Source organism: Ochrobactrum sp. SFR4, from assembly GCF_019730395.1.
Taxonomy (GTDB): domain Bacteria; phylum Pseudomonadota; class Alphaproteobacteria; order Rhizobiales; family Rhizobiaceae; genus Pseudochrobactrum.
The window spans coordinates 277,110-296,605 of sequence record NZ_JAAPBB010000001.1 but is presented as its reverse complement, the minus strand read 5'-3'; the positions used below and the strand labels follow the sequence as shown (position 1 = coordinate 296,605).

The window sequence follows — 19,496 nt, the reverse complement described above, 5'->3', positions numbered from 1 at the left end:
AGTGTGAAGTGATTTTAGGATAAGATACGCGTCAAGCAAATATATAGAGCATTTCCTTTGATATAAAATAGGCTGGAAATGCTCTATATAAAAGGCCGGTGAGTTTCACCGGTCTTTTGTTTTATTGCGCTGATTTTGAGCGGATATAGGCAAATAAATCGCTGATATCTTCCGGCTTTTTCAGACCAGCAAAGGCCATTTTGTTACCAGGCATGAACTGCTTCGGCGCAGTCAGATAAGCGGTTAGAGTGGCTTCATCCCAGACCATTCCTTCTTCACCGGCTTTGGTCATGGCAGGGGAATATTTAAAGCCTTCAGCTGTTGCTGTTTTGCGGCCGATAATATTGACGAGATGCGGGCCTACGCGGTTTTTTGCGTCCTCAACAGTGTGACAGGCTGCGCATTTTGCAAAGACTTTTTTGCCTTTATCAGCATCACCTTCCGAATATGCAGGTTGAATAAAAGCAAAGCCGGAGAGGATAACAAGACCGATAAAATTCTTCATTGCATTATGCATAGTCACACCTTGTTTAAGCCACTAAATGTGTCCCGACCTTAAAAGGAATTTGTCGCAGCAAAGCAGGATTTAACGTCGCTGCGACAAAGCGATCCAGAGAAACAGATGCAGATTATGCGGAGCTTATCCGATGTTTATTTAAAACGGCCGCCACGCTGCAAAACTTCGATTTTGTAACCGTCCGGATCGGTAATGAAGAAGAAACGGCCGACTGGCACACCATCCGGTTTGAATTCAATCAGTTTACCCGGATTGAGACCGGCTTGTTCAAGGCGGGCATGTTCCGCATCAAGGTCAGACACTGAAACAGCGAGATGGCCGTAACCGTCACCCAGATTGTAAGGCTCAGTACGGTCTTTGTTGATCGTGAGTTCTAGTTCAAACTCGCTTTCCGCATTGCTCAGGTAAACAAGCGTGAAAGCCTGAAAATCAAGCCGCTCAGCAATGTCGAGATCGAAAGCAGCTTTGTAGAATGCCAGAGAGCGGGCTTCATCAAGCACGCGGATCATGGAGTGAATGTTTTTTGCCATCGGAACACCATTCATGAGAGGTTAGAATGGGCTTTCTTGCAGATTCTGCCCTGTTTGTCCTGTCTGGCGACCATCTTTATTCCTGTGGCGAGGAATATATAAGCCAATTCGCATGACTTCATACCAATGCGTGACAAAGTAGACGGTTGCGCATGATTGGAAAGAGCGGCTGAAAACGCTAAAGCATGTCGCAGTTAAATGGATTCATTTAACGTTCGCGAACATGCGACAATTAAAAGAATCTAGAGCGAGCGCCATGAGTGCGATTAAGCGCGACACGCTCTATAACATCTGTGAAAGACGGGTTGCTTGCGGCGAGAAGCAACCGGCAAATGCGGAGAGAGTTGCGTGATACCATTCCTGCAGGCAGACGTTCTGGCAAAACCGGAGCCTTTGGATTTTTACGATGCGTTGCGGCTGAGCAGCTTTGGCGGTGATATTGAATTCAGCGCGGCGACAACCACCGTTTATGCAACTGACAACTCCGTTTATCAGGTACGACCGCAGGGCGTGATCTTTCCGCGTGGCATTGAAGATTTGCAGCAGATTGCGCAGCTTCTCCATAAGCCTGACTTCCGTCATCTGAAAATGGCGATGCGCGGTGGCGGCACCGGCACCAACGGCCAGTCGCTGACCGACGGGATTGTGGTTGATACGTCGCGCTATATGAACCGTATTCTCTCGATTGATCCGGGAAAACGCATTGCCCGTGTGCAGAGTGGTGTGGTCAAAGATCAGCTCAACAAAGCGCTGAAACCCTATGGCCTGTTCTTCGCGCCGGAGCTTTCAACATCGAACCGTGCCACCATCGGCGGTATGATCAATACCGATGCTTGCGGACAGGGCTCTTGTCTCTATGGCAAAACCTCCAATCATGTTCTGGGCTTACGTGCCGTTCTGATGGATGGCAGTGAACTGAACACCAGACCGGTTTCAAAAGCCGAGCTGCAAGACTTACAGAAACCGGATAGTTGCAGCGGTGCAATCTATCGGCTGATTGATGAGGTCGAGCACGATAATCGCGAGCTGATTGATAAGACTTTCCCGAAGCTCAACCGCTTTCTGACGGGTTACGATCTGGCGCATTTACGCGAGGATGACGGTGGGCTTAATCTCAATTCTCTGCTGTGCGGTGCGGAAGGAACATTGGCGCTGATCGCTGAGGCCGATCTCAATTTGCTGCCGATCCCGCGCTTCGCTGCACTGATCAATATCCGTTATGATGATTTCAACACTGCGCTACGCGATGCCCGTTTTCTCACCGGATTGCAGGTAGCATCGGTTGAGACAGTAGATGCCAAGGTACTGTCACTGGCGCGTGGCGATATTATCTGGAACCGGATTGCGGATTATTTTCCGTCAGAGGAAGGCAAGCGCACAGACGGTATTAATATTGCCGAAGTGCTGGCCGACAGCGCTGAAGAACTGGCTGAGAAAATCCGTTTTGTCAGCCAGTCTTTAGCGCATTCTCCGCAAAGCGGCCGTCATGGTTTTACGACCACAGAAAAGCCGGATGATATTGAAGCGATCTGGACAATGCGCAAACGCGCCGTTGGTCTGCTCGGCAATGTTGAAGGTGCACGCCGTCCTGTCGCATTTGTGGAAGATACGGCTGTACCACCGGAAAATCTGGCCGATTATATTCTCGAATTTCGTGCGCTTCTCGATGGCGAAGGGCTGGATTACGGTATGTTCGGCCATGTCGATGCGGGCGTGCTGCATGTTCGTCCCGCACTTGATCTGTCTGATCCCGCACAGGAAGTGATGATCCGCCGTATTTCTGATGCGGTGGTGGCATTGACGCTGAAATATGGCGGCGTTTTGTGGGGCGAACACGGTAAGGGTGTGCGTTCGGAATATGTGCCGGAATTTTTCGGCCCGCTTTATCCGCAATTGCAGCGCATCAAAGCAGCTTTTGATCCTTATAATCAGCTCAATGCCGGTAAGATTGCCACGCCGGATGATCAGCCGCTGACAAAGATCGACGAGCTGGCCTTCCGCGGTCAGAAAGACCGGGTCATCCCTGCAGATGTGCGTAATGCTTATGACAATGCGCCTTATTGTAACGGTAACGGCGCTTGTTTTGATTTCAATACCGATTCTGCGATGTGCCCGTCTTTCAAAGGCAGCGGCGACCGGCGTTATTCTCCGAAAGGCCGCGCTTCACTGATCCGCGAATGGCTGCGCCTGCTGAGCGAAAAGGGTATTGATCCGCGCCGCTCGGCACAGGCTTTGCGTGATAAACCGCTATGGAGTGGTTTGTTCAACCGCATCAGCAACAGTCTCGGCTCGAAAAACCGTGATGATTTTTCCCATCAGGTGCGTGATGCAATGGATACCTGCCTTGCCTGTAAGGCTTGCGCAGGGCAGTGTCCGGTCAAGGTCAATGTTCCGGCCTTCCGCTCCAAATTCCTTGAGCTTTATTACAGCCGCTATTTGCGCCCGCTGAAAGACCCGCTGATTGCCTCGATTGAACACATGATGCCGCTGGTTGCCAAAACCGGCAGGCTTTATAATGGTCTGATGGGCAGTGGTCTTGGTCGCTGGGGCATGAAACAGGTTGGTCTTACAGCTCTGCCGTCACTGAGTGATGTGAGCCTGACAAAAGAACTGCGCGCCCGCAATATTCAGATGGCGGATGCAAATGTGCTGAACAATCTGCGCACAGAGCAGAAGGCCAAAGCGGTTATTTTGGTGCAGGACAGCTTCACGAGTTTCTTCGATACACAATTGCTGCTGGATGTGCTGGACCTGCTGAAAGCGCTCGGTTTCACGCCTTATCTGGCCGAGTTGAAACCGAACGGCAAAGCGCAGCATGTGCATGGTTATCTGAAGTCTTTCACCCGTACGGCACGCAATACCAGTCTTTATCTCAATAGTCTGGCCCGAAGTGGTGTGCCGCTGGTCGGGCTTGATCCGTCGATGACGCTGACCTATCGCAGTGAATATCGTTCGGCGTTGCCAAATGAAACCGTGCCGGATGTGAAGCTGCCGCAGGAGTGGCTGGCGCAGCATCTGGGGCAGATCTCATCGCATATTCAGCCGTCAACAGAGCGCGCCGCACAGAATTATATGCTGCTGCCGCATTGTACCGAAAAGACCAATGCCACGCCGACAATTGCGGCTTGGGCAGCGATTTTTAAACATTTCGGTATCAATATGGTGATTGGCGAAAGCGGTTGTTGCGGTATGGCCGGTACTTTTGGTCATGAATTACGCAACCGTGCGCTGTCAGAAAATATTTATGATCTGAGCTGGCGGCAGAAAATGCAGACCCATGGGCGCGAACAAATTGTTATGGCCACAGGTTTTTCCTGCCGTTCACAGGTTGAGATCATGGAAAAGACGCAAATTCAGCATCCTTTGCAGGTTCTGAAGCAGCTGATTGCTTCCTGATCTCTCCTTTGCAGCGGGTGTTATGATTTCAAAGCGCAGAAAAACGATAGCCGTCTTGGTGGTTCTTGCTCTGGTTGTGCCGGTTGCGGGCTTTGCTTATACGAAAGTGTTGGGACGTGTCGGCTCCGGCACTGCACCTGCAATGGCAGTTGTTGGGCAGCAGGCGGATAAAATCGTCGTGCGCAAAGGTGATCGTGAATTGCAATTGCTGCGCGGTGATGAAGTGTTACGTACCTATCGCATTGCGCTGGGAGGCGCACCGGAAGGGCATAAATTACAGGAAGGTGATCAGAAAACACCGGTTGGTAATTATGTGATTGACTGGCGCAATCCGCGTTCCATGGCACATCTCAGCCTGCATATTTCCTATCCCAATGAGCAGGATGCAGCCAAAGCCAAAGAGGCGAATGTGTCTCCGGGCGGCAATATTATGATCCATGGTTTGCCGAATGGCTGGGGTGCTCTCGGAGCGATCCATCATCTCTGGGACTGGACGGATGGCTGTGTGGCGGTGACCAATAGTGAAATGCGGGAGATCTGGTCGCTGGTGTCGAATGGTACACCGATCACTGTTTATGAGTAACTGACGCTGAAATCCGCTTTTGAAAAAGCAATCATGTTCAAAATATGCCTTTTTTCAGCTGAAAATCGGATTCCCCCCTTGAAGCAATCATAACAATGATTAATTAGAATGCATCTGTAGTATGAAGGCTGCGGGAAATTCGGCTGGTGAGAGGCACCGGCATCCGCCTTGCAACTGTTTTATACAGCTGGGTCAATCATTACGGAGCTAACACGGTACCGGGCCCCTCTGGCGAGAGTTTACGGCGCTCTCGTGATGTCGGTACTGCCGCAAATATAGCCGGCGGACATGTGATCATGAAAAATTCTTTCATGTTTTCTGCGGAAGGTCATCAGGCCGATTCCGCTTTTAACTTTTGTTCTTATATTGATAATGCGTATCGTACAGACCGGTCTCCGGCCACTAAGGAGATCGTGAAATGAGCACGCCTGCATCTCAGAAAACTGTTCTCAGTTATTTTACCTGGGCATTTATTGTCACCGTAGTCGGTCTGGCGCTTGGTGCATGGCTCGGATGGCAGTCTACCGGCACGATCGGTGGTATGGCCTCGATCTTTTTTATCTGTACAGTTCTGGCCGTGCTGGAAATCTCGCTGTCCTTTGATAATGCGGTGGTGAATGCCAATAAGCTGAAAGACATGACGCCGGAATGGCAGCATCGCTTTCTGACCTGGGGTATCATCATTGCCGTTTTCGGTATGCGTATTGTATTCCCGCTGCTGGTTGTGGTGATTGCTGCCGGTATCGGTCCGATTGAAGCGATCGTTCTGGCTGCTGCGAAACCTGAAGAATATGCGCGTATTATGACTGATGCGCATCTGCCGATTGCCGCTTTCGGCGGTACCTTCCTGTTGATGGTAGGACTGACCTATTTCTTCAACTCCGACAAGGATGTGCATTGGTTCGGCCCGCTGGAACGTCCGATGGCGCGCCTGGCTGAAATCAAAGGGGTTGAAGTTGCAATCGTTCTGATCCTGCTTCTGACCTTCTCGTCAATTCTGGGTGAAGTTGAAGGTACAACTTTCCTCTATTCCGGCATTTACGGTCTTCTGACCTTCCTTGCTGTGGAAGTGGTTGGCGGTATTCTTGATGCTTCGCAGAAAACGCTGAATGCTGCGGCACAGGGCGGTTTTGGTGCCTTCCTTTATCTTGAAGTGCTGGATGCCAGCTTCTCCTTCGATGGTGTGATCGGCGCTTTCGCTCTGTCGCAGAACCTGTTCGTGATTGCGATCGGTCTGGGTATCGGTGCCATGTATGTGCGTTCCATGACCATTATGCTGGTGGAAAAAGGCACATTGAGCGAATACCGCTATCTGGAGCATGGTGCATTCTATGCGATCCTGATCCTGTCGGTGGTGATGTATTTCCAGACACTCGTGCATATTCCGGAAGTGATTACCGGTCTTGGCGGTGCGGTACTGATCGGTATCGCGTTCTGGGCGTCGGTTCGTCATAACCGTCGTGAAGAACATGCCGAAGCAAAAGCTGAAGCTGTAGCAGCTGAATAAGCTGCTCTATCACTTTCACGTAATTATGAGCCGCCGGATCACTCCGGCGGCTTTATTATTTTGCAGGATTGCAAAGCTGCGATTATTGCTCATTGATGAGAAGCAGCATGTACGGACAGCAAGAACGGAAGAGGCAATGGAAACAAGCGGACAGAATATGAGTGACAAACAAGCTGTTTCTGTGAGCATTGATGCTGTTAAGCCGCCGGTACAGCATGGTCTGTGGCGTTCTTATATGCTGATTTTTCTGCCTATGCTGCTGTCCAATATTTTGCAGGCCGCCTCCGGCACTCTGAATGGTATTTTTGTCGGCCGGATGATGGGCGTCGATGCGCTGGCAGCAATGTCTGCCTTTGCTCCGGTGTTCTTTTTGTTTCTCGGGCTAATTATTGGTCTCGGCGCTGGTGCAACCGTGCTGATCGGTCAGGCATGGGGCGCGCGGGATATGGTTAAGCTACATGGCATTGCGGGCAGTGCGGTGGCAATGGTGATGACTGTGTCTGTTACCGTTGCAATAATGGGCGGATTATTTGCCACGCAACTGATGTCATTTCTTGGCACGCCGCAGGCCGTGCTGAACGAATCTGCTCATTATGCCCGTATCATGATGATGGGAATGCCGGTGATTTTCCTGCTTTGGCTGATGAGTAATATGAGCCGCGGTGTCGGCGATGCGGTTAGCCCGCTCTGGGCGCTTGTGGTTGCAACATCTGTTGCCATGGTGCTGACGCCACTCTTCATTGAAGGCTGGCTGGGTTTTCCGCAGCTTGGGGTGATGAGTGCGGCCGTTTCCACGGTGATTGCTTCCGCTGTGGCACTGGTCTGGCTGGTCTGGCACTGGAACCGTCGCAATCATCCGATGGCATTCACGCGTAGTTTTTTGGCTCTGATCCGCTTTAACAGCACCTATTGTAAAACTATTTTGCGTGTCGGATTGCCGACAGCTTTGCAGATGCTGACCATCGCGTTCGCCGAAATTGTGCTGCTGGGGCTGGTTAATGGCCATGGTACACAGGCGACAGCTGCCTATGGCGCCATTGTGCAGACATTGGGCTGGGTGCAGTTTCCGGCGATTTCTATCGGCATTACCGCCTCAATTCTGGCTGCGCAGGCTGTCGGGGCAGGGCGTAATGAGCAGGTGCATAAGATTGTAATTGCTGGTCTGCAGCTGAACTTGCTGGTCACCGGTTCCTGCGTGACATTGGCTTATTTATTGTCCGGTTACATTACCAGTGCGTTTCTGACCGAGCAGGCTGTGGCCGATCTGGCAGCGCATTTGCTGCATATCGTGCTCTGGACGATTGTATTATTTGGCATGAGCAGTGTGTTTATGAGCTCTATGCGGGCAAGCGGGGCGATTTATGCACCGACTGTTCTGACCATGAGCGCTATTTTGCTGGTGGAAATTCCGGCAGCCTATTTGTTCAATCGGTGGATTGGAATTGACGGGATTTGGTGGGCTTATTCGCTGACTTTCGCCACGATGTTGTGCCTGCAATCGGGCTATTATTATTTCATCTTCAGTAAGCGGAAAATTGTGAAGCTGATTTAGAGCATGTCTCCCAAAAGTGGGAACCGGTTTTGGGATAAAGACATGCATGAAAACAAAGAAATAGAGTATTTCCGATGATTCAATCAAAACAGGAAATACTCTGGAAAAGCCGGCAGTGCCGGCTTTTTTGTTGTTATTTCACATTGGCAGCAAGGCCGGAAAGAACGCCCATCCAGCCGACAGCTTCCGCTACATTTGCACAATCAAAGCTGATGGTGGTGGCATCCGTGCGCTTGGCACAAGGGATAATTGCCATCTGATCGGCCAGTAGCGGCGAATTCATGATGAATTCTGCATGGATGCGGCCGGTAAACGGCTTCCAGACTTTCAGTTCGTTTTTACGTTCAACTGCTTTTTTCGCCAGCTCACGGATCATAGCGCGGGCATTCTGCACGGAAATTTGTCGCGCTGCACGGGTGCCGAGGGCTGTTTTGACGGTGGCAAATTCAGCTTCAGGGAAGAACGGGCGGTTTTCCTGTTCAGTCTGATCATCACCGCTGATCAAGGCTACCGGCACACCGAGTTCACCGGCATAGGCGCCATAAAAGCCGGGCTCACCGACAATCTGCCCATTGAGTTTGATGGTGCGGAAGGCAAAGCCGTTGGTGGTATGGGCGAGCACACCATATTGCGCGGCACTGGCATGGTGGCCGGTGAAGAACAGCAGGTCAAAGCTTTCATCCAGACCGGCAGCCATATTGAATTTTTTCGGACGACCAAGGATCAATTCTGCCGCCGGATGCAGCATTTCCGGAATAATATTGACCATCGGGCCGTGGGAGTCATTGACCAGAATATAGTCTGCTCCGCCTGCCAATGCACCTTCAATGGCGGCATTGACTTCTTCTGTCATCAAGCGGCGCGCGCGCTCATATTCAGGATTGCCGGGTTGCCCCTGCTGGGATGTCACAACGCCTGCAACACCTTCAATATCCGCACAAATATAGACTCTCATATTTCCCCTCCGGTAATCATGATTGATTCCGTTGTTTCGAGCGTATCCCGAAAAGTGTGAAGCGCCTAGGCAGGGAAATCAGTCCACCGGACTGATTTCTTATTCCGCTCCGATCGGATAAGATACGCGTAAAACAAATCAATAGAGTCGTACTTTGACAAAAAAGCCCCGCAGCTTCAACCGAAGCGCGGGGCTTAAATGTACTGAAATATAAGATAAATCAGCTGAAATCGGCAGGATTAATGCCGAGTGTGCGCAGGTCTCTTTCATGCGGACGACGGCGGCCTTCAACAGCAGCGGCTGCAGAAGCTGCTGCACCGAAAACAGCCAGTGCGCGGCTGATGAAATTACGGGAATGCTTTGTACGTTCTGTCATCTTGCTTCTCCGTGTTTGGGGCTTTGTCTATTGCAAAGCCGTAATCTGATACTCCAAAGATGGGATCATGAAGCCGTTTTCACAACTGACAGAATGACAGAGCTGCCATGCGCGCAATGCATGGCCGGTTAAATAATGATAACAAGCAAAGAAAAAGCCCGCCGGTTATGCCGGCGGGCTCGGTACTTTTCGAGGTATAAAGATTTAGTCTTCATTCGCGGCAAGCTGTGACAGAACCTGACCGCGGCCACGCGCACGCATGATCAGCGGTACGATCAGTGCCAGCGCTGCAATCGTCAAGAGAACGGCTGCAATCGGAGATGTGAACAGAACAGTCACATCACCCTGACTGATCGACAAAGCGCGGCGTAATTGCTGTTCTGCCAACGGACCAAGGATCAAACCAACGACTGCCGGTGCAATCGGATAACCGAATACACGCATACCATAACCCATCAGACCGAAGGCCAGCAGCATACCAAGTTCAAAGACCGACGGATTGGCACCGATTGTACCAAGTGTGGCGAACATCAGAATACCGGCATAGAGCCAAGGTTTAGGGATGGTCAGCAATTTGACCCACAGACCGATCAGCGGCAGGTTCAACACCAGCAGCATGAAATTGGCGATGAGCAAGCTGGCAATCAGACCCCAGACCAGCTGCGGATTGGTTGCAAACAGCAGCGGGCCCGGTTGCAGACCATATTGCTGGAAACCGGCCAGCATGATTGCAGCGGTTGCTGTTGTCGGCAGACCGAGTGTCAGCAATGGCACGAGCGTACCGGCAGCAGACGCATTATTGGCAGCTTCAGGACCTGCAACGCCTTCAATCGCACCATTGCCGAATTCTTCCGGATGTTTGGTGAGTTTGCGTTCGGTTGCATAGGAGAGGAATGTACCGATTTCCGCACCGCCGGCAGGCATGGCACCAATCGGAAAACCGATAAATGTACCGCGCAGCCATGGTTTCCACGAGCGCGCCCAGTCTGAGGCAGACATCCACAGCGAGCCTTTAACGGCTTCCACTTTATCCGGTGCACGTGCGCCCTGAGCGGCGATAAAGAGCGTTTCACCAATCGCGAACATAGCAACGGCCAGTGTCGTGACCTCAATACCGTCCAGCAAATCCGGCACGCCAAAGGACAGGCGCGCCTGACCGGTCAGCTGGTCAATACCGATAGTGGCAAGCGCAAGGCCGATAAAGAGGGATGTCAGGCCGCGCAATGCGCTGTCACCGAAAGCTGATGACACGGTGACAAAAGCCAGCACCATCAGCGCAAAATATTCGCGGGGGCCGAAAACCAGTGCAAGCTTAACAATATAAGGCGCGATGAAAGCCAGCCCGATGGTGGCAATCAGACCGGCAACAAAAGAGCCGATGGCTGCTGTGGCCAAAGCAGGGCCGCCGCGTCCTTTACGCGCCATTTTGTTACCTTCCAGAGCGGTAACAATCGAGGCGCTTTCACCCGGTGTATTCAGCAGAATAGATGTGGTGGAGCCGCCATACATGCCGCCGTAATAAATACCGGCAAACATAATCAGGGAGCCCGCAGCATCGAGCTGATAGGTAACAGGCAGCAACAGGGCGACAGTCAGTGCAGGGCCGATGCCCGGAAGCACGCCGACAGCGGTGCCGAGTGTTACGCCGATCAGCGCATAGAGCAGGTTCATCGGCTGCATCGCAACCACAATCCCCTGCATGAGAAAATCAAATGTAGACATTAATCATTGTTCCCGTGTTGAGCCGCTTTGCGCAGAGGGTAAGGCGCTGCGGCAACGAGGAGACAGCCGGTGGCTTTTTAGAAGAACAACCGCTCTAACGGACCCGCAGGCAGTGACAATTGCAGCAATTTGGCAAAAACCAGCCAGATCACATAACAGGCGGCAATTCCGACAGGGATGGAGAACCATAATTTGCGCTTGCCGAAACCATAGGCTGTCAGGGCGAACATGATGCCCGTGGCAATGGAAAAGCCTGCCGTGTTGAGCAGCAGCATCTGCGCGGTCAGACCGCCGACAATCCAGAGTACCGGTTTGACTTCCTGTGGTTCACGCTCAGGAAAATCATGGCGGAAAGCAGCAATAATTGTCCAGATCGCCAATCCTGCAAGGCAGAAGGCAATGGCTTTAGGCACAGTGGCAGGGCCGACCTGTGAATAACCGGCAGCCTCGGAAAGGCGAGCCATATCCCAGAACATCACGCCGGAAATAACAAGCAGGATGGCCGCGATACAAAGCGCCGCCCGATCGGGGCGACGCGCTGTTACAGGTTTCAGTTCACTCATTGAACCAGACCGATGTCTTTCAGAACACCTTCGGTTGCCTGAATATCCTTATCGAGCTGTGCGTCAAAAGCGTCGCCTGCCAGATAGGTGTCAGCCCAGCCTTTGGTCTTCAGAGTTTCCTGCCAGGATTTGGATTTTGCCAGCTTTTCAATATCCGCATTGATTGTGGCTTTCTGCTCGGCGGAAATGCCGGGTGCTGCAGCCAGCATGCGCCAGTTTTCTACAACAACATCAAGGCCGGATTCTTTGAGGGTCGGTGCATCAATGCCTTCGATCCGTTCGGCACTGGAGACGGCCAGCAGACGCAATGTGCCGGATTTGACCTGTGATTCAAATTCGCCGTAACCAGAAATACCGGCAGAAACCTGACTGCCGAGAATTGCGGCCAGTGCTTCACCGCCACCGGAATAGGCAATATAGTTGATCTTCTTAGGATCAACGCCTGCAGCCTTGGCAATCAGACCAACAGCGATATGGTCAGTACCACCGGCAGAACCACCGCCCCATGATACTGCGCCCGGATCTTTTTTCAGCGCTTCAATCAGGTCGCCCATTGTCTGGAAAGGAGAAGCAGCAGGTACAACGATTGCTTCATATTCGCCGGTCAGACGCGCGATTGGTGTAACATCCTTCAGGGTTACCGGTGATTTATTTGTCAGAATGGCGCCAACCATGACATAACCGCCGACGATCAGAGCATCGCCTTTACCTTTTTGCTGGCTGGCGAATTGTGCAAGGCCGATTGTGCCGCCGGCGCCCGGTACATTCTGTACCTGTACTTTACCGGAAATACCTTCCTGCTGCAGAACAGTCTGCAGGGAACGGGCTGTCTGATCCCAGCCGCCGCCCGGATTGGCCGGTGCAATGATGGTGTAGTCTGCTGCATAGGCAGGCAGCGCCAATGCGCCTGCAAAAAGGGAAGCGAGTAGAAGCTTTTTCAAGTCTGATCCTCCTGATGCTGCGTTTCAACGCAGGCTGTGGTTTTTTAGAAAACGCACGGGAAGGATCAGGCATGCGGTGCCCCCGACCATATACAGTGTTCCTCCCCGGTACTGTTTAACCGCCTCCACGGACAACAGTCCTGCTAATCGATCATATGAAGCTGACGCGAACCTGACACACCGTGCGCTTTACGCACAATTATTAAAACCGTGTGCTTTGCACACAATTGTTAAGCTTCGTGCTTTGCACACAACTGATAAGCTTCGTGCTTTGCACACAAATATTAAACGACGTGCTTTGCGCTCAATTATTGAGACTTGTGCTGTTTTCGGGAACGGCTCTTGTTCATATGTCTTTTGAAGATTGTGAGCCTGTTCCTGTGAAAATCAATAATATTTTTTCTGCTGGCGCAGGACATCATTCCATTTGGCAATCAGACGGCTGCGTTTCACCTGATCGAGATAGACCATCAGACCCGGGCTCACAGGTACGGGTTTCAGTTTGTTGCCGTAAATTTCCTGCATGGTCAGAGCGGTATTGTCTCCGGCCACTTCAGGGCTGACAGCAGGGATTTGTAACTGGCGGGCGAGGATGGTTTGGCCTTCTTTCGACATGAAAAACTCAAGATAGCGCCGCCCCAGTTCCGGCGAAGCGGCGGCTTCCGGTACCAGTCCGATACGCGACATCACCACAGTATAATCTTTAGGCAGAATAATCCCGACATCGGGATTACGCGATGCCCAGTCTGCGGCATAGGAGCCGAGAATATTATAACCGAGTACAAAACGCCCGTCAGCAACGCGTTCCACAATCGCCTGACTGGTGGAATAGAGTTTGACCCCCGCTGATCCCATGGCCTGAATGACCGTCCAGATATCGTCAAACTGCTCCTGATCGCGTGCCATGAACAGAAAGCCGACGCCGGAGCGTTCAATATCATAAGTACCAATGCGGCCGAAAACGCTTTCACCTTGTTCTTTGAGATAGGTAATCAACTCCGCGCGGGTTGACGGCGGTTTGCGATCTTTAAATTCCGGCTTGTGATAGACAAAAACTGCCGGTTCAAAAGTCAGGGCATAGGCTGTGTTGCGCCAGTTCGCCCAGGATGGCCAGCGCTCGCTCATCGGCAAAATACTGGCTTGCGCATAACCGTCATTGGTAAGTTTGACCTGCAAATCCATGGCTGAGGAAAAAGCAAAATCGGCAGTTTTCAAGCCGTCATCAGTTTCCCGCACAATGCGCTCATAAATTTCCGTGGTGAGCATATCCTCATAGCGCACGGTAATGTCAGGGTTGTTTTTCTGAAACCCTTCAATCATCGGTCGTGCAAGCGGTTCGTCCAGAGAAGAATAGACAACCAGCACCGGCGCATTCTTGTCGCCGCTGAGTGCCGGAAACATCATGGGCGTTGCCGCCGCAGCACTATTCCATACCGGCAATAAAGTTAAAACCGCACTCAGCCAGAAACGGCGCACGTCCTGTCCTCCCCAAACTCGCTGGCCCAAACTTTGCTGACAATGCAGGATTATTTCTTTGTATCCGCTGACATTGTCCTTGTAATCATTATATGCTGTGTCGGGGAGAAACAATACGGGCTGCAACAGGCAGCAGGGAGATGTTGTCAGCGTGCGGATTTTGCTGGTGGAAGATAATAAGGCGCTGTCGGAAGGGCTGGGCGCTTTGTTGCGCGGTAGCGGCTATGCAGTTGATATTGTTGAAGACGGTGCATCTGCTCATGCCGCCGCGGCAGCTGAGAATTTTGATCTGGTGATTCTTGATCTCAACCTGCCGGAGATGGACGGGCTGGATGTGCTGCGTGCCATGCGTGCGCGGCATAATCAGGCGGCTGTGCTCATTTTGACCGCGCGCGGTACACCGGAAGAGCGCGTGCGCGGGCTGGATCTCGGTGCGGATGATTATATGATTAAGCCGTTCGATATCAGCGAGTTTGAGGCGCGTGTGCGCGTGCTGTTGCGGCGTCAGGCAGGATTGCGTCATGCATTGGTGCATTTTGGTGCTGTCACGCTGGATCTGAATACACGCACCTTTAGCGCAGCCGGACAATCGATTGATATTCCGGCGCGGGAACTTGGCTTGCTTGAATTGCTTTTTGTGCGCGGCGGTAAGGTCGTTGCCAAAGAAGCGATTGTACAGTCCCTCAGCGGTTTTGACCATGATCTGAGTTCCAACGCTATCGAACAATATGTCAGCCGCTTGCGCAAAAGGCTTGCGCCTTACGGGCTGACGGTCAGGACGGCGCGGGGTCTGGGATATTATCTGGATCGTCTGTCCGGTACTCAGCCGGTCATCACAACGGATGAACCTGTGGATTTGCCCGCGGATTCACAATGAGGAAAAACAGCTATTCCCTGCGCAGACGTTTGCTTGGCTGGTTGCTGGTTTCAACCATGCTGATCGGGCTGATTGCGCTGGCGGATACGTATCAGGAAGCTGTCAGCACGGCTAATAAAGTAGCTGACCGTGTGTTGAGCGGTTCGGCACTGGCGATTGCCGAGCGTGTTGTGGTGTCTGAGCATGGTGATCTGGAAGTGGATATTCCCTATGTCGCCTTGGAAATGCTCACCTCTGCTGCGCAGGATCGGGTGTTTTATCGGGTGGACGGCCCGCCCGGCCAGTTTATTACCGGTTATGAAACACTGCCGCTGCTGAAAAATCCGGAAAATAAGGATGTTGAATTTGGCGATGGAACCTATCGCGGTGAGCCGATCCGGCTGGCTTTGCTGCGCCGCTCCGCTTCGACCGGTGTCAATTCCGTGCCTTTCACGGTGACCGTTGCCGAGACAACGATGGCGCGTCGGCAGCTCACACATACGCTTTTGCTGCGTTCAGCCTTGCGGTTGCTGTTTATGATTGTGGGAACCGCATTGGTGGTCTGGATTGCCGTGACCTATGCTTTGCGACCACTTTACCGCCTCAGTGATGCGATTGCCGAGCGCAATCCGCAGGATTTGCACCCGATCGGCGAGCATGTGCCCAATGAGGTGCAGGGGCTGGTGGAAACAGTCAATTCTTTCATGGTGCGGTTGCAATCGGCGCTGGATGCACTGCGCCATTTTACCGGCAATGCCAGCCATCAGCTGCGCACACCTTTGGCGGTGGTACGTACACAACTTGCTCTTGCGCAGCGTAGTCAGAACCGGCAATCCATGCTGGAGGCGGTCACGCAGGCTGACCAGGCTGTGGCCCATGCGGAACGTATTCTGGCGCAGTTGCTGTTGCTGGCTAAAATTGATGCATCCGGCGACCAGACTGTGCAAATGCTCGGATCTGTTGATCTTGCTGAGATGGCGCGGCAGATAACCGGTGATTATGTGCGCGAGGCGGTGCGGGGAGATATTGATCTGGGGTATGAAGGGGAAGCCAGTCTGACCGTGCAGGGCGACCGGCTGCTGCTGGAAGAGGCTTTGAAAAATTTGATCAGCAATGCGTTGCTTTATGCCGGTACAGAAGCTGTTGTGACTGTCCGGGTGCGCAGGCAGGGTGAACTTGTTTTTCTGGAGGTTGAGGATAATGGCAAAGGCGTGCCTGAAGAGCAGCTTTCCCTGATCCGTAACCGCTTTGACCGCGGCTCTGTTGCAAAAAACACAGGGCATTCACCGCAGGGCAGTGGCCTTGGTCTGTCCATTGTCGAGGAAATTGCTGCTTTGCATGGAGGGCATCTGATCCTGCAAAAAGCAGTGCAGAGTAATGGTCTGCTTGCGGCCATCCGGTTTTCTGCCATTTCGTAAAATACTCTGGCCGGTTATCGTCATTGCCGGTTTTTGATAGATCATTCCGGCCGATTTACTGGCACACAGACACTTATCTTGTTGCAAGCTGAAGGTTTTTGGCTACAACCGCCAGTAACTTGAATGATAATGTCAGATTTTGCAGGCGGGACGACGGGAGAGATTGTAATGCCGGATATCGTAAAACGGTTTTTTGCCTATTATCGTCCGCATAAGCTTCTGTTTGCTGTCGATTTTTGCAGTGCAGTATTGTCGGGTTTGCTGGAGTTGGCTTTTCCGGTGGCTGTTACATTATTCATTGACCGGTTGCTGCCGACCAATGAATGGGGGCTGATTGCCCTCGCTGCAGTCGGCTTGCTCTGCATTTATGTTTTCAATGCCGGCCTGCAGGTGGTTGTGACCTATTGGGGGCATATGCTCGGGATCAATATTGAAACCGAGATGCGCCGCAAAGCTTTTGACCATTTGCAGAAACTCTCTTTTGGTTATTTTGACAATCAGAAGACCGGCCATCTTGTGGCGCGAATGACCAAAGATCTTGAAGAGATCGGCGAGGTTGCCCATCACGGCCCCGAAGATCTGTTCATCGCGATCATGACACTGATCGGTGCTTTCATCCTGATGTTTTGGGAACATTCGACACTGGCTGTTATTACAGCGCTGATCGTGCCGGTCACTGCATGGGTGACATTGCGCTATGGTGGTCGCATGACCACGACATGGCGCGCGCTTTATGGCCGCGTGGCGGCTTTTAATGCGCGCATTGAGGAAAATGTCGGCGGCATCCGCGTGGTGCAGGCATTCACCAATGAAGATCATGAGCGCACATTATTTGCCGAGGATAATCAGAATTACCGTAACACCAAGCTTGAAGCCTATAAGGTTATGGCGGCTTCCACATCCCTGAGCTATCTGTCGATGCGCTTCATTCAGGTGGTTGTGATGTTGTGCGGGGCATATTTTGTCATTCGCGGCGACCTGACTGCCGGTGGTTTTGTCGGCTTCCTGTTGCTGGTCGGGGTGTTTTTCCGGCCGATTGATAAGATCAATTCGGTGATTGAGAGCTATCCGAAAGGCATTGCCGGGTTTCAGCGCTATCTGGAGTTTCTGAGTACGCGCCCGGACATTGCTGACCGCGCCAATGCCCGCGATGCAGGTAAATTACAGGGCAATATTCGCTATGATCAGGTTTCTTTTGGCTATCAGGATAATCGCGCAATTGTGCAGGGTTTGAACCTCGATATTCAGGCAGGTGAAACCATTGCTTTTGTCGGCCCTTCCGGTGCCGGTAAAACAACAATCTGTTCCTTGCTGCCGCGCTTCTACGAGGTTACTGAGGGAGCGGTCAGTATTGATGGTATCGATATCCGCGATATGACACTGAAATCCTTGCGCAGTAATATTGGTATTGTCAGTCAGGATGTATTTTTGTTTGCCGGTACTATGCGTGAGAATATCGCCTATGGCCGTCTTGATGCAACGGATGCCGAGATCATGGATGCCGTGCAACGGGCACGTCTGGGAGATGTGGTTGCCGGTCTGCCGGCGGGGCTGGATACGATTATCGGTGAGCGCGGTGTCAAGCTTTCGGGCGGGCAGAAACAGCGTCTGGCGATTGCGCGTATCTTCCTGAAAAATCCACCGATCCTTATTCTGGATGAGGCAACGTCCGCTTTGGATACGGAAACAGAGCGTGCTATTCAACAATCCCTGTCTGAATTGTCAGTCGGACGTACGACTCTGGTGATTGCGCATCGCCTGGCAACAATCACCAATGCTGATCGTATTGTTGTGGTGCAGAACGGCAGTGTGGCGGAAGAGGGCAGCCATCAGCAATTGCTGGCAGCAAAATCCGGCCTCTACCGTCAGTTGCTTGAAGCGCAAAACCATCCTGCTGCCTGATACACGACCTGAAGGCGATGAGAGCATTTCCGTTTTATCCGGAAATGCTCTTTTACTGTTTAAAAGGAACGCTGGATAAGCAATGTTCCGCCGACAGAATGTTGCCCGTACAGTGCCGTGGCCTTTTCATCATTCCACTTTGTATAAGTGAGCTCCGGCTGGATAATCAGACCGGGCACCATTTGATATTCAAGATTGATTGCGGCCGCCAGCGTCTTGCTTGCATCATAGCCAAGCTGGGTGCTCAGACTGGTTTTTGGGTTGAATTTATAAGCAACTCCGCCCCATGCTGCCCAGTCTCCGCCCCATTGTCCGTAGAAACTGGTTTTCTGGCGTTGCCCGTCAAAGTAAATATCCCTGTTGTTTTTATAGGCAGTCTGCATCCAGAAAGACAGGGCATCGCTGGCTTTCAGGTCGATCTTGGTTTTGCCGGCCCATGATTCATTAACGCTGTCATAGGCGGCAACGGCAGCGATGGTGCCCCATCCCTGTTCATATTTCACACCGGCAACAACATGCGGCACATAATCTTTAATTGTGCCGCCATAAATGAGGCTGGCATCGTTGTCTTTTTTAGTTTGATAGCCGCTGTCTTTATCATTACCCTGTTCAAGAGCCAGGATGGCCGAGAAACCGTTGCTGTTTTTATAGGTGTAGCTGATTTGTGCTGTACGGGTGCCGCCATAAGCAATCACATCATCATTGATGATATTGCCGAGATAATTACTGAAGCTGATAAAGGCCGAGAAATCCATCCCGATCTGTAAACCGCCCAACTGGATAACTGCTTTGCGTAGAGTTCCGGAGCTTTTACTGTCTTTGCCATCACCCCACTGAAAACGTAACGAGGCTTCGGTTTTCATGGTGCCAAGTTCTGTTTCGGAGGCTGTTTTGGGATTAAATGTGAAAAGCATTGAATTTGTAGCGCTGTGATAACTGGTATTATCATAAGGGTCGTGACCTGCTTGTATTGTGGTACGCACATATCCGCCAAATGACATGCAGGTTTGTGTTCCGGGCAGGGTGAAATATGTCTTCCCGTAAGTATCACAGATTTTTACATAATTAATTTCATCCGGTTCCGGAGTAATTAAATTATCTTCAGCGTAAGAACTATTATTGATTGATACAAAAATGATAAATGTTAAATAAATTTTTTTAAATTTCATTGCCGTCCCCAATATTGAATTTAAAATATTGAT

The 19,496-nt window shown here is 51.6% G+C and carries 16 protein-coding genes; 7 read left to right on the top strand and 9 right to left on the bottom strand.

Annotated features, from left to right (window positions below):
- Positions 1-121: 121 nt before the first annotated feature.
- Both HBA93_RS01280 and HBA93_RS01275 read right to left on the bottom strand, forming a co-directional pair.
- Positions 122-505 (bottom strand): c-type cytochrome, encoded by a 384-nt coding sequence (locus HBA93_RS01280; RefSeq protein ID WP_221722185.1) that lies wholly within the window; start codon positions 503-505, stop codon positions 122-124.
- A gap of 146 nt (positions 506-651) precedes the next feature.
- Positions 652-1,047, bottom strand: coding sequence for a VOC family protein (locus HBA93_RS01275; protein WP_121993999.1), 396 nt, complete (start codon positions 1,045-1,047; stop codon positions 652-654).
- A gap of 348 nt (positions 1,048-1,395) precedes the next feature.
- Between HBA93_RS01275 and ydiJ the strand changes: the two genes are divergently transcribed.
- The 4 genes from ydiJ to HBA93_RS01255 all read left to right on the top strand — a co-directional run bounded on the left by ydiJ (position 1,396) and on the right by HBA93_RS01255 (position 8,085).
- Positions 1,396-4,443, top strand: coding sequence for a D-2-hydroxyglutarate dehydrogenase YdiJ (gene ydiJ / locus HBA93_RS01270; protein WP_221722061.1), 3,048 nt, complete (start codon positions 1,396-1,398; stop codon positions 4,441-4,443).
- Positions 4,444-4,465: 22 nt separating this feature from the next.
- Positions 4,466-5,026 carry a L,D-transpeptidase family protein gene (locus HBA93_RS01265; protein ID WP_221722060.1) on the top strand — a complete coding sequence of 187 codons (561 nt, stop codon included), beginning with the start codon at positions 4,466-4,468 and terminating at the stop codon, positions 5,024-5,026.
- A gap of 418 nt (positions 5,027-5,444) precedes the next feature.
- Positions 5,445-6,533, top strand: coding sequence for a DUF475 domain-containing protein (locus HBA93_RS01260; RefSeq protein ID WP_022710316.1), 1,089 nt, complete (start codon positions 5,445-5,447; stop codon positions 6,531-6,533).
- Between the two features lie 136 nt (positions 6,534-6,669).
- Positions 6,670-8,085, top strand: coding sequence for an MATE family efflux transporter (locus HBA93_RS01255; protein ID WP_286201690.1), 1,416 nt, complete (start codon positions 6,670-6,672; stop codon positions 8,083-8,085).
- Positions 8,086-8,218: 133 nt separating this feature from the next.
- On the opposite strand, the gene HBA93_RS01250 is transcribed toward HBA93_RS01255, so the two are convergent.
- The 6 genes from HBA93_RS01250 to HBA93_RS01225 all read right to left on the bottom strand — a co-directional run bounded on the left by HBA93_RS01250 (position 8,219) and on the right by HBA93_RS01225 (position 14,082).
- A complete protein-coding gene (locus tag HBA93_RS01250; RefSeq protein ID WP_221722059.1) occupies positions 8,219-9,040 on the bottom strand; it encodes a M55 family metallopeptidase in 822 nt (273 codons plus the stop codon).
- 220 nt (positions 9,041-9,260) lie between these two features.
- Positions 9,261-9,416: a hypothetical protein gene (locus tag HBA93_RS01245; RefSeq protein WP_162994568.1), complete on the bottom strand. Its 156-nt coding sequence runs from the start codon at positions 9,414-9,416 to the stop codon at positions 9,261-9,263.
- A 204-nt stretch (positions 9,417-9,620) separates the two neighbouring features.
- Positions 9,621-11,138: a tripartite tricarboxylate transporter permease gene (locus HBA93_RS01240; protein WP_122092435.1), complete on the bottom strand. Its 1,518-nt coding sequence runs from the start codon at positions 11,136-11,138 to the stop codon at positions 9,621-9,623.
- Positions 11,139-11,215: 77 nt separating this feature from the next.
- A complete protein-coding gene (locus HBA93_RS01235; protein ID WP_121993802.1) occupies positions 11,216-11,701 on the bottom strand; it encodes a tripartite tricarboxylate transporter TctB family protein in 486 nt (161 codons plus the stop codon).
- A complete protein-coding gene (locus HBA93_RS01230) occupies positions 11,698-12,642 on the bottom strand; it encodes a Bug family tripartite tricarboxylate transporter substrate binding protein (RefSeq protein ID WP_221722058.1) in 945 nt (314 codons plus the stop codon). Before HBA93_RS01230 ends, HBA93_RS01235 begins: the two co-directional genes overlap by 4 nt.
- Positions 12,643-13,029: 387 nt before the next feature.
- Positions 13,030-14,082 carry an ABC transporter substrate-binding protein gene (locus HBA93_RS01225; RefSeq protein WP_502910009.1) on the bottom strand — a complete coding sequence of 351 codons (1,053 nt, stop codon included), beginning with the start codon at positions 14,080-14,082 and terminating at the stop codon, positions 13,030-13,032.
- A 187-nt stretch (positions 14,083-14,269) separates the two neighbouring features.
- Here HBA93_RS01225 and HBA93_RS01220 point away from each other — a divergent pair, with 187 nt between their 5' ends.
- From HBA93_RS01220 to HBA93_RS01210, 3 genes are all read left to right on the top strand, one after another.
- Entirely contained in the window at positions 14,270-14,995 is a 726-nt protein-coding gene (locus HBA93_RS01220) for a response regulator transcription factor (RefSeq protein WP_122092434.1), read from the top strand.
- On the top strand, positions 14,992-16,392 hold the full coding sequence (locus HBA93_RS01215) for a sensor histidine kinase (RefSeq protein WP_221722057.1): 1,401 nt from the start codon (positions 14,992-14,994) through the stop codon (positions 16,390-16,392). The genes HBA93_RS01220 and HBA93_RS01215 overlap by 4 nt, the downstream gene beginning before the upstream one ends.
- A gap of 168 nt (positions 16,393-16,560) precedes the next feature.
- Positions 16,561-18,294 (top strand): ABC transporter ATP-binding protein, encoded by a 1,734-nt coding sequence (locus HBA93_RS01210; RefSeq protein ID WP_221722056.1) that lies wholly within the window; start codon positions 16,561-16,563, stop codon positions 18,292-18,294.
- A 59-nt stretch (positions 18,295-18,353) separates the two neighbouring features.
- On the opposite strand, the gene HBA93_RS01205 is transcribed toward HBA93_RS01210, so the two are convergent.
- Positions 18,354-19,463: a porin gene (locus HBA93_RS01205; RefSeq protein WP_221722055.1), complete on the bottom strand. Its 1,110-nt coding sequence runs from the start codon at positions 19,461-19,463 to the stop codon at positions 18,354-18,356.
- Positions 19,464-19,496 lie beyond the last annotated feature (33 nt).